The organism is Streptomyces sp. 378 (assembly GCF_030124145.1).
GTDB lineage: Bacteria > Actinomycetota > Actinomycetes > Streptomycetales > Streptomycetaceae > Streptomyces.
Map to the genome: position 1 here is coordinate 137,878 of NZ_JASKMS010000005.1, position 12,788 is coordinate 150,665.

13 protein-coding genes are annotated in these 12,788 nt (G+C 72.1%); 10 read left to right on the plus strand and 3 right to left on the minus strand.

Annotated features, from left to right (window positions below; all coding sequences use genetic code 11):
- Positions 1-7: 7 nt before the first annotated feature.
- On the minus strand, positions 8-1,804 hold the full coding sequence (locus QNO09_RS09375; RefSeq protein ID WP_283969624.1) for an AMP-dependent synthetase/ligase: 1,797 nt from the start codon (positions 1,802-1,804) through the stop codon (positions 8-10).
- Between the two features lie 296 nt (positions 1,805-2,100).
- Between QNO09_RS09375 and QNO09_RS09380 the strand changes: the two genes are divergently transcribed.
- From QNO09_RS09380 to QNO09_RS09405, 6 genes are all read left to right on the plus strand, one after another.
- Positions 2,101-2,898 carry a metallophosphoesterase family protein gene (locus tag QNO09_RS09380; protein WP_283969625.1) on the plus strand — a complete coding sequence of 266 codons (798 nt, stop codon included), beginning with the start codon at positions 2,101-2,103 and terminating at the stop codon, positions 2,896-2,898.
- Between the two features lie 109 nt (positions 2,899-3,007).
- Positions 3,008-3,448, plus strand: a complete 441-nt coding sequence (locus tag QNO09_RS09385; protein WP_283969626.1) for an SRPBCC family protein — start codon at positions 3,008-3,010, stop codon at positions 3,446-3,448.
- 72 nt (positions 3,449-3,520) lie between these two features.
- On the plus strand, positions 3,521-4,708 hold the full coding sequence (locus QNO09_RS09390) for an ArsA family ATPase (RefSeq protein WP_283969627.1): 1,188 nt from the start codon (positions 3,521-3,523) through the stop codon (positions 4,706-4,708).
- Between the two features lie 123 nt (positions 4,709-4,831).
- Positions 4,832-5,332 carry a DUF5304 domain-containing protein gene (locus QNO09_RS09395; RefSeq protein ID WP_283969628.1) on the plus strand — a complete coding sequence of 167 codons (501 nt, stop codon included), beginning with the start codon at positions 4,832-4,834 and terminating at the stop codon, positions 5,330-5,332.
- Positions 5,333-5,471: 139 nt separating this feature from the next.
- Positions 5,472-6,425, plus strand: coding sequence for an ROK family glucokinase (locus QNO09_RS09400; protein ID WP_283969629.1), 954 nt, complete (start codon positions 5,472-5,474; stop codon positions 6,423-6,425).
- Positions 6,426-6,530: 105 nt separating this feature from the next.
- Positions 6,531-7,310, plus strand: coding sequence for an endonuclease/exonuclease/phosphatase family protein (locus QNO09_RS09405; protein WP_283969630.1), 780 nt, complete (start codon positions 6,531-6,533; stop codon positions 7,308-7,310).
- Here the strand turns inward: QNO09_RS09405 and QNO09_RS09410 are convergent.
- Together QNO09_RS09410 and QNO09_RS09415 are read right to left on the minus strand one after the other, a co-directional pair.
- Complete coding sequence (locus QNO09_RS09410; RefSeq protein ID WP_283969631.1) at positions 7,307-7,945, minus strand: hypothetical protein; 639 nt, start codon at positions 7,943-7,945, stop codon at positions 7,307-7,309. The genes QNO09_RS09405 and QNO09_RS09410 overlap by 4 nt on opposite strands.
- Positions 7,938-8,735, minus strand: a complete 798-nt coding sequence (locus QNO09_RS09415; RefSeq protein ID WP_283969632.1) for an alpha/beta hydrolase — start codon at positions 8,733-8,735, stop codon at positions 7,938-7,940. The genes QNO09_RS09410 and QNO09_RS09415 overlap by 8 nt, the downstream gene beginning before the upstream one ends.
- Positions 8,736-8,937: 202 nt before the next feature.
- Here QNO09_RS09415 and QNO09_RS09420 point away from each other — a divergent pair, with 202 nt between their 5' ends.
- The 4 genes from QNO09_RS09420 to QNO09_RS09435 are packed head-to-tail and all read left to right on the plus strand — an operon-like array spanning position 8,938 to position 12,739.
- Positions 8,938-9,717, plus strand: a complete 780-nt coding sequence (locus tag QNO09_RS09420; protein ID WP_283969828.1) for a lysophospholipid acyltransferase family protein — start codon at positions 8,938-8,940, stop codon at positions 9,715-9,717.
- A gap of 27 nt (positions 9,718-9,744) precedes the next feature.
- Complete coding sequence (gene macS / locus QNO09_RS09425) at positions 9,745-10,971, plus strand: MacS family sensor histidine kinase (RefSeq protein ID WP_283969633.1); 1,227 nt, start codon at positions 9,745-9,747, stop codon at positions 10,969-10,971.
- On the plus strand, positions 10,968-11,657 hold the full coding sequence (locus QNO09_RS09430) for a response regulator (RefSeq protein WP_283969634.1): 690 nt from the start codon (positions 10,968-10,970) through the stop codon (positions 11,655-11,657). The genes macS and QNO09_RS09430 overlap by 4 nt, the downstream gene beginning before the upstream one ends.
- A 53-nt stretch (positions 11,658-11,710) precedes the next feature.
- Positions 11,711-12,739 carry a 6-phosphofructokinase gene (locus QNO09_RS09435; RefSeq protein ID WP_283969635.1) on the plus strand — a complete coding sequence of 343 codons (1,029 nt, stop codon included), beginning with the start codon at positions 11,711-11,713 and terminating at the stop codon, positions 12,737-12,739.
- Positions 12,740-12,788 lie beyond the last annotated feature (49 nt).

Sequence of the window (12,788 nt, forward strand, 5' to 3'; positions counted from 1 at the left end):
CCGTGGGTCACTTCGCGTAGATCGCCTCGATCTCGTGCGCGTAGTCCTTCGCCACCACGTTCCGCTTCAGCTTCAGCGAGGGCGTCAGGTGGCCCGACTCCTCCGTGAACTGGGAGGACAGAATGCGGAACTTCCGCACCGATTCCGCCTTCGACACCGCGGTGTTGCCGTCGTCGACCGCCGCCTGGACCGCGGCCAGCAGGTCCGGATCCTGGCACAGCGACGCCGCGGTGGAACCCTCCGGCTTGCCGTGGTCGGCGCACCAACGGCCCAGGAACTCCTCGTCGATGGTGACCAGCGCGGCCACGAACGGCCGCCCGTCGCCCACCACCATGCACTCCGCGACCAGCGCGTGCGCCCGGATGCGGTCCTCGATCACGGCCGGGGCGACGTTCTTGCCGCCCGCGGTGACGATGATCTCCTTCTTGCGGCCGGTGATCCTGAGGTAGCCGTCCTCGTCGAGCGTGCCGATGTCGCCGGTGTGGAACCAGCCGTCGGCCAGCGCCTCCGCGGTCGCGCCGGGGTTGTTCCAGTACTCCTTGAAGATGTGCTCGCCGTGCAGCAGCACCTCGCCGTCGTCGGCGATCCGGATCACCGAACCGGGCAGCGGCTGGCCGACGGTGCCGATCTTCTGACGGTCCCAGGGGTTGAACGCGGTGGGGGCGCAGGACTCGGTCAGGCCGTAGCCCTCCAGGACCGTGAAGCCGATGCCGCGGAAGAAGTGACCCAGCCGCTCGCCCAGCGGGGCGCCCCCGGAGATCGCGTACTCGCCGCGACCGCCGAGGACCGCGCGCAGCTTGCTGTAGACGAGCTTGTCGAAGGTCTTGTGCTTGATCCTCAGGCCGAGCGACGGGCCCGAGGGGGTGTCCAGGGCCTTGCTGTACGCGATCGCCGTGTCGGCGGCCTTGTCGAAGATCTTGCCCTTGCCGTCGGCCTGCGCCTTGGCGCGCGCCGAGTTGTAGACCTTCTCGAAGACCCGCGGCACCCCGAGGATCAGCGTCGGGCGGAACGCGGCCAGCTCGTCGGTGAGGTCCTTGATGTCCGCGACGCAGCCCAGCTTGATCGGCGCCATCATCGGGGCGATCTGCACCAGCCGGCCGAAGACGTGCGCCAGCGGCAGGAAGAGCAGGACCGAGCACTCGCCGGTACGGAACAGGGGGCGCAGGCGCTCCACGACGTTCCCGCAGTCCGCGAAGAAGTTGCGGTGGGTGAGGACACAGCCCTTGGGGCGGCCCGTGGTGCCGGAGGTGTAGACGATGGTCGCCGGGTCGTCGGCCTTGGCGATCGAGCTGCGCTCCTCGACCGTCTCGTCCGTGACGTCCTGGCCGAGCCGTCCCAGCTCGTCGAGGCCGCCGCCCTCGATCTGCCACACGTGTTTCAGTTCCGGCAGCCGGTCGCGCACCGACTCGACGGCGGCCGTGTGGGCGTCCGACTCCACGACACAGGCCGTCGCGCCCGAGTCGCCGAGAATCCACTGCACCTGCTCCGGCGAACTGGTCTCGTACACCGGCACGGTCACCGCGCCCGCGCTCCAGATCGCGAAGTCCAGCAGCGTCCACTCGTAGCGGGTGCGGGACATCAGGCCCACCCGGTCACCCGGCTGGACCCCGGCGGCGATCAGCCCCTTGGCCGCCGTGTGCACCTCGGCGAGGAAGGTGGTGGCCGTGACGTCCTGCCAGCTGCCACCGATCTTGCGGGCGATGACGGCGACGTCCGGGTGCTGCGAGGCGTTTCTGCGGACGATGTCGGTCAGATTCCCGTCCGCAGGGACCTCGTACAAAGCCGGAAGGCTGAACTCGCGCAAGACTGCTGCTCCTCATAGGGCGCCGGCGCCACGACGTTGTGTGCTGCGACGGTGCGGTCCAAGGCTCGGGGAGGTGCTCAGGCATTCACTTGTTGAAATGCAGAGCACGACTGGACTGCCCGGACGTTACCCGCCGGTATGGCTTCTCCGACAGGGGGTCCCGTCGAGATGTTCGCTGCGTCACACAGTGGGGTATTCCTTCGCGCACAGTAGTCCACGGGCTAACTGACTGGCCAGTAACCGCAGGTAGGACCGCCACTGTTCACGTGTGCCGCACACGCTTACGCTTGATCGTCATGGCATCCACACCAGCCGGAAAGCACCGCACGCGCGTGCACGTGGTCAGCGACGTGCACGGCAACGCCCGCGACCTGGCCAGGGCCGGCGAGGGTGCCGACGCCCTGGTGTGCCTGGGCGACCTCGTCCTCTTCCTCGACTACGCCGACCACTCCCGCGGCATCTTCCCCGACCTGTTCGGCGTGGAGAACGCCGACCGCATCGTCGCGCTGCGCACCGCCCGCCGCTTCGAGGAGGCCCGGGTGCTCGGGGCCCGGCTGTGGGCCGGCCTCCAGGAGAACCGCGCCGCGGTGATCGAGGAGGCGGTGCGCAAGCAGTACGCCGAGCTGTTCGCCGCCTTCCCCTCTCCTACGTACGCCACCTACGGCAACGTCGACATGCCGCCGCTGTGGCGGGAGTACGCGGGCCCCGGCACGACCGTCCTGGACGGCGAGCGCGTCGAGATCGGCGGCCGGGTTTTCGGCTTCGTCGGCGGCGGCCTGCGCACCCCGATGCGGACGCCCTACGAGATCAGCGACGAGGAGTACGCGGCGAAGATCGAGGCCGTCGGCGAGGTCGACGTGCTCTGCACGCACATCCCGCCCGAGGTCCCCGAGCTGGTCTACGACACCGTCGCCCGCCGCTTCGAGCGCGGCAGCCGCGCCCTGCTGGACGCCATCCGTCGCACCCGCCCCCGCTACTCACTCTTCGGGCACGTGCACCAGCCGCTGGTGAAGAGGATGCGGATCGGGGCGACCGAGTGTGTGAACGTGGGGCACTTCGCGTCGACCGGAACGCCCTGGGCGCTGGAGTGGTGAGGGCGCCCCAGGTCGGATGAGATCGGCGGGGCCCGTGCGCGGTAGCCTTCACGCTGCACTCACGTGCGCACGACCTCATACTCGGCCCGTATCCGGAGGAGCCACGGCGATGGCGGAACACACCAGCTCGAGCATCACGATCGAGGCGGCCCCGGCCGACGTCATGGCGGTCATCGCCGATTTCGCCCGCTACCCGGACTGGACGGGCGAGGTGAAGGAGGCCGAGGTCCTGAAGACCGACGCCGAGGGCCGCGCCGAGCAGGTCCGCCTCGTCATGGACGCGGGCGCGATCAAGGACGACCAGGTCCTCGGCTACACCTGGACGAGCGAGAACGAGGTGTCCTGGACCCTGGTGAAGTCCCAGATGCTCCGGTCCCTCGACGGCTCGTACATCCTCAAGCCGTCCGGCGCGGGCGGCACCGAGGTCACCTACCTGCTGACCGTGGACGTCAAGATCCCCATGCTCGGCATGATCAAGCGCAAGGCGGAGAAGGTCATCATCGACCGGGCGCTGGCCGGCCTGAAGAAGAGGGTCGAAGCGGGTAAGTAGCCCCGGCCGCACACCCGGACGGCCCCGTCGGCGACACCGGGCGCCCGGCCGACGCCCGGTACCGTCACACCCATGCGCACCATCCTGATCACCGGGCCCGGCGGCAGCGGCCGTACCACCCTCGCGGCCGCGACCGCCCTGGCCGCGGCGGCCGAGGGCACCAGCACTCTCGTCCTCGGCACCGATCGCACGGACACGCTCGGTGCCGCCCTGGGGGTGACGACCGGCCCGGCCCCGGTGGAGGCGGCTCCCCACCTCACCGCCTGGCGCCCCGACGCCGCCCAGGACTTCCGCAGGGACCTCACCGCCCTCCAGGACCGCGCCTCCTCCGCCTTGGACCTCCTCGGCGCCTCCTGCCTCGACCCCGAGGAGCTCACGCCCCTGCCCGGCGCCGAGGAACTCGCCCTGCTGCGCGCCCTGCGCGACGCCGCGCTCTCGGAGACGTACGGCACCCTCGTCGTCGACCTCCCGCCGGCCCCGCAGGCCCTCGCCCTGCTCGCCCTGCCCGAGGAACTCCGCCGCTACCTGCGCCGCCTGCTCCCGCCGGAACGGCAGGCCGCCCGCGCCCTGCGCCCCGTCCTCGGCCGTCTCGCCGGCGTGCCCATGCCCGCCGAGTGGCTCTACGACGCGGCAGCACGCTGGGACCTGGAACTGGCCGCCGTCGAGGCGGTCGTCGCCGACCGCGACACCGTCGTACGGCTGGTCGCCGAGCCCGGACCGGCGGGCGCCGACGCGCTGCGCACCGCCGGCCTCGGTCTCGCCCTGCGCGGCCTGCGCACCGACGTCGTGGTCGCCAACCGCGTCCTGCCCGAGGCCTCCCCGGACGCCTGGCTCGCCGGCCCGGTCGCCCAGCAGCGCAAGACATTGGAGGAGTGGCGGGAGTCCTACGACGTCCGCACCGTGGCCCACCTCGGACGCGACCCGCGCGGCACCGACGACCTCACCGCCCTCGCCGTGCCCGGTGCCCTCGCCGTGCCCGGCGCAGAGCAGGCGGCCACCAAGGCCGACTGGCCGGTGACCGACCGGCTCGGCGAGGAGGGCGTGCTGGTCTGGCGGATCCCGCTGCCCGGCGCCATACGCGAGGAACTGGACCTCGTCCGGCGCGGCGACGAACTCCTCGTCACGGCGGGACCGTTCCGGCGGATCGTCTCGCTGCCCTCCGCGCTGCGCCGCTGCACCGTCGACGGGGCCGCCCTGCGCGACGGCGAGCTGCGCATCCGCTTCACGCCCGACCCGAAGCAGTGGCCGCAGGGCCGGTGACCCGGCGGGGCGGCCCGGGCGAACCCCAGCGGGAACCGGGCAGAGACAGCTCCGCCCGGCCCGTGAACCGGTCGCGCCCGTTCGGGTAACGTCGTAGGGACGAACCGTAGGCAGGAGTCCGTCATGAGCGAAGAGCTCCCCCCGTCCGACGCCGCCCGCGACGAGGCCGCGGACGAGACGCGGGCGACCGACGCCGACGCCTGGGCGACCGCGTGCGCCGAGGACCTCCAGGCGGAGAAGGCCCGCCGCCGTACCCAGTACGGCACGCCTCCCGGCTCCGCGGCCGAGGAGCTGAAGAAGCTCGTCGACGCCGTCGCGGAGAAACTGTCGGGTGTCCGGTCCCCGCTGCTCGGCGCGGTCGCGGGGCCCGCCGCCGAGCAGGTCGTCCGGCAGGTCGTCCAGCAGGCCAAGGACGCCGTGGAACCCGTCATCGAGCGCAATCCGGACGTCTTCGACCACCTCGCGGCGGCCGGGAACGAGCTGCTCGCCGCCTACCGCTCCGCCGTCCAGGCCCAGGAGCGGCGCTGGACCGGCCGGGAGGACCAGGACGACCCCCGCGACCAGGGCGGACGCCGGGACGGTGGCGACGACGCCGGTCCCGGGCAGCGCATCGACCTGGACTGAGGGGTCCTTTCACCATGAGCCCGCGGCCCCGGCCGCGGAGCGGCCCTCCGGGGTGCCCAGCGTGCGGACGACGGCGAACCCGACGGGGGGCCTCGGGTACCGTTGGCCGTAGCGGGGCTCGACCGAAACTGAGGGATTCATGGGACTCACCATCGGCGTCGACATCGGCGGCACGAAGATCGCGGCCGGCGTGGTCGATGAGGAAGGCAACATCCTCTCGACCCACAAGGTGCCGACCCCGGGCACGGCTGAGGGCATCGTGGACGCCATCGCCGCGGCGGTGGACGGCGCACGCGTCGGACACGACATCGTCGGCGTGGGCATCGGTGCCGCCGGCTACGTGAACCGGCAGCGCTCCGAGGTCTACTTCGCGCCCAACATCCACTGGCGCAACGAGCCGCTCAAGGAGAAGGTCGAGGCCCGCGTGGGCCTCCCGGTGGTCGTGGAGAACGACGCGAACGCCGCGGCGTGGGGCGAGTACAAGTTCGGTGCCGGCAAGGGCCACCGCAACGTCATCTGCATCACGCTGGGCACCGGCCTCGGCGGCGGCATCATCATCGGCAACAAGCTGCGCCGCGGGCACTTCGGCGTGGCCGCCGAGTTCGGCCACATCCGCATGGTGCCGGACGGCCTGCTGTGCGGCTGCGGCTCACAGGGCTGCTGGGAGCAGTACGCCTCGGGCCGCGCGCTGGTGAGGTACGCCAAGCAGCGTGCCAACGCCACCCCGGAGAACGCCGAGATCCTGCTCGGCCTCGGCAACGGCACCCCCGACGGCATCGAGGGCAAGCACATCTCCATGGCCGCCCGGCAGGGCGACCACGTGGCCGTCGACTCCTACCGCGAGCTGGCCCGCTGGGTCGGCGCGGGCCTCGCCGACCTCGCCTCCCTCTTCGACCCCTCGGCGTTCATCGTCGGCGGCGGCCTCTCCGACGAGGGCGAACTGGTCCTCGGCCCGATCCGCAAGTCGTACAAGCGCTGGCTGGTCGGCGGCAACTGGCGCCCGGTCGCCGCGGTCCGCGCGGCGGAACTGGGCAACAAGGCGGGTTTGGTGGGCGCGGCCGACCTGGCCCGCGAGCCCGACCCGATCATGTAACGCGCCGCGTTCTTCAGGGGCGCGGGGAACGGCGCGAACAGCCACGAACGACCGGCGATCGCGCACCGTCCCCGCGCCCCGAGCTGTCGGGCGTAGATTGATCACATGCCCCTGCTCCCCAACTCCCGTACCGAGCCCGACGGTTCCGCGGTCATCAGGGTCCTCAGCTACAACATCCGCAGCATGCGCGACGACACCGACGCCCTGGCCCGCGTCATCAAGGCCTGCGCACCCGACCTCGTCCTCATCCAAGAAGCCCCCCGCTTCTTCCGCTGGCGCAAGAAACTCGCCCGCCTGGCCCTCGCGTCCGACCTCGTGATCGTCACCGGCGGCGCCACCACCACAGGACCGGCGATCCTCAGCTCGCTCCGGGTGGGCGTCGAACGCACGGAGGACGTCCTCCTGCCGCCCACCCCCGGCCTGCACCGCCGCGGCTTCGCCACCGCGGTCGTCCGCATCGCCGGCACCCGCCTCGGCGTGCTCAGCTGCCACCTGTCCCTGCAGAAGGACGAGCGCTACGAGCAGTCCGGCATGCTTCTCGACCGGCTCGCGAGCATGGGTGTGGAGCACGCGATCGCCGGCGGCGACCTCAACGAACGCCCCGACGGGCCGGCCTTCCGCCGGCTGGCCGACGGCCTGACCGACTGCCGGGCCGCGGCTCCCTGGGGCGGCGAGCACACCTGGACGCCCACCGACCCCTACCAGCGCATCGACGCGATCTTCGCGACCGGAGGTATCGAGGTGCTGGGCTGCGGTGTGCCTCCCTCACTCTCGGCTCCGCTCGAACGGGACCCCCATGGACAGCCCGGGGTGTCCGAGGCGGATCTGAGGGCGGCCACGGACCACCTCCCGGTCCTGGCCGCCCTCAGAGTCCCGGCTTCCTAGACGACCGCGCCCCGGCCGGGGTCGTCGTCGTCCTCGTCGTCCGTGCGCATGCGCATCACCAGCGTCGCGAACCCGCCGACGAACCCGCCGATCCCCAGCGTGGCCAGCCACCACGTCATGTCCCAGCCGAACAGCACGGCCAGCAGGAGCAGCACCGGCCCGCCGAGCACACCCAGCCAGGCGAACTTGGCGGTGGGGTCGGCGTCGGGCAGCGGAGGCGGTTCCGGGGGGACGAAGTGGCCCTCGTCGTCCTCGTCGAAGTCGTCCTCGGTGGGCTCGCGCACGGAGTAGTCGCGCGGGCCGACACCGGGCGCGAAGGAGACGGAGCCGCCCAGCGGCTTCGCGGGTTTCGCCGGCTCCTCCCCTGGCCCCTCGGCCTGCTCCGGCTCGGCCGGCTTCACGGCGTCCCCGGACTTCACGGCCGTATCGCCCCGGTCGCCGTCCATCACGATGTCGTTGGTCCCGGCCGCGGGCAGGGCCAGGTCCTCGATCGACTTGAACGGCTTGGCGCCCGGCGGGTCCGGCGGCTCCTCGCCGTATCCGGCGACGATCGCCGCCCAGGCGGCTTCCTCGTCGATCGGGACGCCCTTCTCGTCCGGCTCCCGGCCCTCGCGGTCGGAGTCGTGCTCAGCCACCTGCGGTCGTCCCTTCCTTGCCGAGCCCGGGCTCCTTGGCGAGGCCGGACGCGATGCGGCGGATGAACGCGAGGCTCTCCTCGTGGATCCGGTCCGCGTCATGGTCCAACGTGGCGACGTGGTAGCTCTGTTCCAGGATGACCTCTTTCACGTCCGTCGAGGAGATGCGGCTGAGGATCCGGGCCGAGTCGGCGGGCGGCACCACATGGTCCTGCGGGCTGTGCAGCAGCAGCACCGGCTGGGTGACCTGCGGCAGCTCGCGGTCGGTGGCCTGGAAGAACCGGCGCAGCGAGTGCGCCGCGTGCAACGGCACCCGGTCGTAGCCGAGCTCCCTGCAGTCCGGCTTGGCGATGTCGCTGGCGATGCCCTTGGTCGCGGGGACGAGGTGGCGGACCACCGGGAGGGCGTGCGCGGCCAGGCCGTGCACCTTGTTGGCGGGGTTGACGACCATGACGCCGCGGACGGCGTCGCCGTGCTTCGCGGCCAGCCGCAGCGCCAGCGCGCCGCCCATCGACAGACCGGCCACGAAGACCGTCTCGCGGCGCTCGCACAGCAGGCGCAGCTCGCGATCCACCTCCGCGTACCAGTCCTGCCAGCCGGTGATCCGCAGGTCCTCCCAGCGCGTGCCGTGCCCGGGCAGCAGCGGCAGGGAGACGGTCATGCCGTGTTCGGCGAGGTGCTCCGCCCAGGGGCGCAGCGACTGCGGTGATCCGGTGAAGCCGTGGCAGAGGAGGACGGCGACCTCCCCGCCCTCGTGGTGAAACGGCTCGGCTCCGGCAAGGACCGGCACCTTCGGCCTCCTGGTCGTGAGAAGGGACTGACACGATCACGGGATGTCACGGAACGCCATGGAAGGGGTCGCACGCCGTTCGCGGGACCTTCACCGTACGCGACCGCACTGACACCGACCAGGGCCGTCGGCGCCTTTGACGGTGCTCCGGGTTAAGGTCTGACCGACACATACAGGAGGCACTCGGTTGTTGTACGGCGCGATGAAGGTCACCGTCGGGGGTCCGCTGAAGCTCGCCTTCAGACCCTGGGTGGAGGGCCTGGAGAACGTACCCGCCGAGGGCGCCGCGATCCTGGCGAGCAATCACCTGTCGTTCTCCGACTCGTTCTTCCTGCCCGCCGTCCTCGACCGCAAGGTCACCTTCATCGCGAAGGCCGAGTACTTCACCACGCCGGGCGTGAAGGGCCGGCTGACGGCCGCCTTCTTCAAGGGCGTCGGGCAGCTCCCCGTGGACCGCTCCGGTGCGCGCGGCGCGGGTGAGGCCGCCATCAAGAGCGGCATAGACGTGCTGGAGCGCGGTGAGCTGTTCGGGATCTACCCGGAGGGCACGCGCTCGCCCGACGGGCGGCTCTACCGGGGCAAGCCGGGCGGCCTCGCGCGCGTGGCGCTGGCCAGCGGCGCGCCCGTCCTCCCCGTAGCCATGATCGACACGGAGAAGATCCAGCCGCCCGGGAAGGTCGTGCCGAAGCTGATGCGGCCCGGCATCCGGATCGGCAAGCCCCTGGACTTCAGCCGTTACCAGGGCATGGAGCACGACCGGTTCGTGCTGCGCGCGGTGACCGACGAGGTCATGTACGAGATCATGAAGCTGTCCGGCCAGGAGTACGTCGACATGTACGCGACGGCCATGAAGCGGCAGCTCACCGAAGCGGCCAAGGCGCAGAAGGAAGCCGAGAAGGCGGCCAGGGCCGCACTCGCGCGGGCGGAGAAGGAACAGGCCGAGAAGGAAAAGCAGACGGAGCAGCGGCGGACCGAGCCCTAGTCGGGGCGTCGGACGGGGGGCGGGGAGATGGCCGAGCGCGAGCGTGTGATGAGGATGTCGGTCGAGCAGCCGCTGTGGCGTGCGCTCACCGCGTACCGGGTGCTCACGATGCTCTACGCGGTCGGCCTGTTCGCCACCGCCTACGAGGAGTTCCCCCGACCCTGGATCGCCGTCGCCTACTACGCCGTGCTCGGCACCTGGACCCTGGCCACCCTGCCCCGGGTCGCGAACGCGGCCCGCTGCACCAAGCGGTTCCTCGCCGCCGACCTCACCGTCGCCCTCACCGGCATCCTGCTCACGCCCGTCGCCGACGCGCACGAGCGGGTCCAGGCCGGCGGGCCGACCCTGCCGTCGATATGGACCGCCGGTGCCGTCCTCGCCTTCGCCATCAAGGGCGGCTGGCGCTGGGCGGCCCTCGCCTCCGGCCTGGTGGCCGTCGCCAACCTGATCGAGCGCGGCAGCCCGGCCCGCGACACCGTCCACAACGTCCTCCTGGTCTGCATCGCCTCCATCGCCATCGGCTACGTCGTCGAGGTCGCCCGCGCCTCCGAGCGCACCCTCGCCCGCGCCCTGGAGATCGAGGCCGCCACCCGGGAGCGCGAGCGGCTCGCCCGGGACATCCACGACAGCGTGCTCCAGGTGCTGGCCATGGTGCAGCGCCGCGGGGCCGTGATCGGGGGAGAGGCCGCCGAGCTGGGCAGGATGGCCGGCGAGCAGGAGGTGGCGCTGCGCACGCTGGTCTCCGGCGGGCTGGTGCCCGTCTCCCGCGTCTCGGACGACGCCGCCGAGGGCGCTCTCGTCCGGGCCGTCGACGAGGAGCCGGACGACAGCGGCCCCGTCGACCTGCGCACCCTGCTCGCACCGTACGCCGCGGCCCGGGTCAGCCTCGCCGAGCCCGGCGCGCCCGTGCCGCTGGCGCCGGCCGCCGCCCGGGAGGTGGCCGCGGCGGTGGGGACCGCCCTGGACAACGTCCGCCGGCACGCCGGTGAGGACGCGCGCGCGTGGATCCTGGTCGAGGACGAGCCGGACGAGGTCATCGTCACCGTGCGCGACGACGGCCCCGGCATCCCGGAGGGACGGCTCGTCCAGGCCGAGGGCGAGGGACGGCTCGGCGTCGCCCTGTCGATCCGCGGCCGGCTGCGCGACCTCGGCGGCAGCGCCGAGCTGGTCTCGGTTCCGGGCCAGGGCACGGAGGTCGAGCTGAAGGTGCCGAAGGACGTGACGAACACACGGGGGAAGGCGGAGCAGCGATGACGGAGAGCACCGAGGAGCGGCGGGACCCGATCAGGGTCATGGTCGTCGACGACCACCCCATGTGGCGCGACGCCGTCGCCCGCGACCTGGCCGAGTCGGGTTTCGAGGTGGTCGCCACCGCGGGCGACGGCGACCAGGCAGTGCGCCGCGCCAAGGCCGCCACGCCCGACGTCCTCGTGCTCGACCTGAACCTGCCCGCCAAGCCCGGCGTGCAGGTCTGCAAGGAGGTCGTCGCCGCGAACCCCGCGCTGCGGGTCCTCGTGCTGTCGGCGAGCGGCGAGCACGCCGACGTCCTGGAGGCGGTGAAGTCCGGCGCGACCGGCTACCTGCTGAAGTCCGCCTCCACCGAGGAACTGCGCGACGCGGTCCGCCGCACGGCCGTCGGCGACCCGGTCTTCACCCCCGGCCTCGCCGGGCTGGTCCTCGGCGAGTACCGCCGCCTGGCCTCCGAGCCCGGCCCCGCCCCGGACACCGACGCACCCAAGGCGCCCCGGCTCACCGACCGCGAGACCGAGGTGCTGCGCCTGGTCGCCAAGGGCCTGAGCTACAAGCAGATCGCCGAACGCCTGGTCATCTCCCACCGCACCGTGCAGAACCACGTCCAGAACACCCTCGGCAAGCTCCAGTTGCACAACCGCGTGGAGCTCGTGCGGTACGCGATCGAGCGCGGCCTCGACGACGAGTGAGGCGCACGTCACACTGACCCTTCGTCAGGCACCTGCGGCGAAGGGACTGTTCCATGCGCGTCGGAGTACTGACCGGAGGCGGCGACTGCCCCGGCCTCAACGCCGTCATCCGGGCCATCGTCCGCAAGGGCGTGCAGGAGTACGGCTATGACTTCACCGGCTTCCGGGACGGCTGGCGAGGACCCCTGGAGAACGCCACCGTCCGTCTGGACATCCCCGCCGTGCGCGGCATCCTGCCCCGCGGCGGCACCATCCTCGGTTCCTCGCGGACCAACCCCCTGAAGGTGGAGAACGGCATCCGCCGGATCCGGCAGACCCTCGCCGGGCTGGAGGTCGAGGCGCTCATCGCCATCGGCGGCGAGGACACCCTGGGCGTGGCCGCCCGCCTGTCCGACGAGCACGGCGTGCCCTGCGTGGGCGTCCCGAAGACGATCGACAACGACCTGTCCGCCACCGACTACACCTTCGGCTTCGACACCGCCGTCGGGATCGCGACCGAGGCCATCGACCGGCTGCACACCACCGCCGAGTCCCATATGCGTGTCCTGGTCGTGGAGGTGATGGGCCGGCACGCCGGCTGGATCGCCCTGCACTCGGGCCTGGCCGGCGGCGCCAACGTCATCCTCATCCCCGAGCAGCGCTTCGACGTCGAGCAGGTGTGCTCCTGGGTGACCTCCCGCTTCCGGGCGTCGTACGCGCCGATCGTGGTCGTCGCCGAGGGGGCGATGCCGAAGGACGGCGACATGGTCCTCAAGGACCAGTCGCTGGACTCCTTCGGGCACGTCCGGCTGTCCGGGGTCGGCGAGTGGCTCGCCAAGGAGATCGAGAAGCGCACGGGCAAGGAGGCCCGCACCACGGTCCTCGGGCATGTGCAGCGCGGCGGCACCCCCAGCGCCTTCGACCGCTGGCTCGCGACCCGCTTCGGGCTGCACGCCATCGACTGCGTCCGCGACCGCGACTTCGGCCGGATGGTCGCCCTGCGCGGCACGGACATCGTCCGTGTCCCCATCGCGGACGCCACGGCCCGGCTGAAGACGGTGGACCCGGCGCTGTACGAGGAGGTGGGGGTGTTCTTCGGCTGACCGCCCGCTCCCGGGTGCCGGTCGGGGCCGGGCGGCCCCGACCGGAGCC

Excerpts from the sequence above, each read along its gene's own strand:
- QNO09_RS09380 (WP_283969625.1), top strand. The coding sequence starts at position 2,101 with ATGGCATCCACACCAGCCGGAAAGCACCGCACGCGCGTGCACGTGGTC.
- QNO09_RS09385 (WP_283969626.1), top strand. The coding sequence starts at position 3,008 with ATGGCGGAACACACCAGCTCGAGCATCACGATCGAGGCGGCCCCGGCC.
- QNO09_RS09390 (WP_283969627.1), top strand. The coding sequence starts at position 3,521 with ATGCGCACCATCCTGATCACCGGGCCCGGCGGCAGCGGCCGTACCACC.
- QNO09_RS09395 (WP_283969628.1), top strand. The coding sequence starts at position 4,832 with ATGAGCGAAGAGCTCCCCCCGTCCGACGCCGCCCGCGACGAGGCCGCG.
- QNO09_RS09400 (WP_283969629.1), top strand. The coding sequence starts at position 5,472 with ATGGGACTCACCATCGGCGTCGACATCGGCGGCACGAAGATCGCGGCC.
- QNO09_RS09405 (WP_283969630.1), top strand. The coding sequence starts at position 6,531 with ATGCCCCTGCTCCCCAACTCCCGTACCGAGCCCGACGGTTCCGCGGTC.
- QNO09_RS09420 (WP_283969828.1), top strand. The coding sequence starts at position 8,938 with ATGAAGGTCACCGTCGGGGGTCCGCTGAAGCTCGCCTTCAGACCCTGG.
- macS (WP_283969633.1), top strand. The coding sequence starts at position 9,745 with ATGGCCGAGCGCGAGCGTGTGATGAGGATGTCGGTCGAGCAGCCGCTG.
- QNO09_RS09430 (WP_283969634.1), top strand. The coding sequence starts at position 10,968 with ATGACGGAGAGCACCGAGGAGCGGCGGGACCCGATCAGGGTCATGGTC.
- QNO09_RS09435 (WP_283969635.1), top strand. The coding sequence starts at position 11,711 with ATGCGCGTCGGAGTACTGACCGGAGGCGGCGACTGCCCCGGCCTCAAC.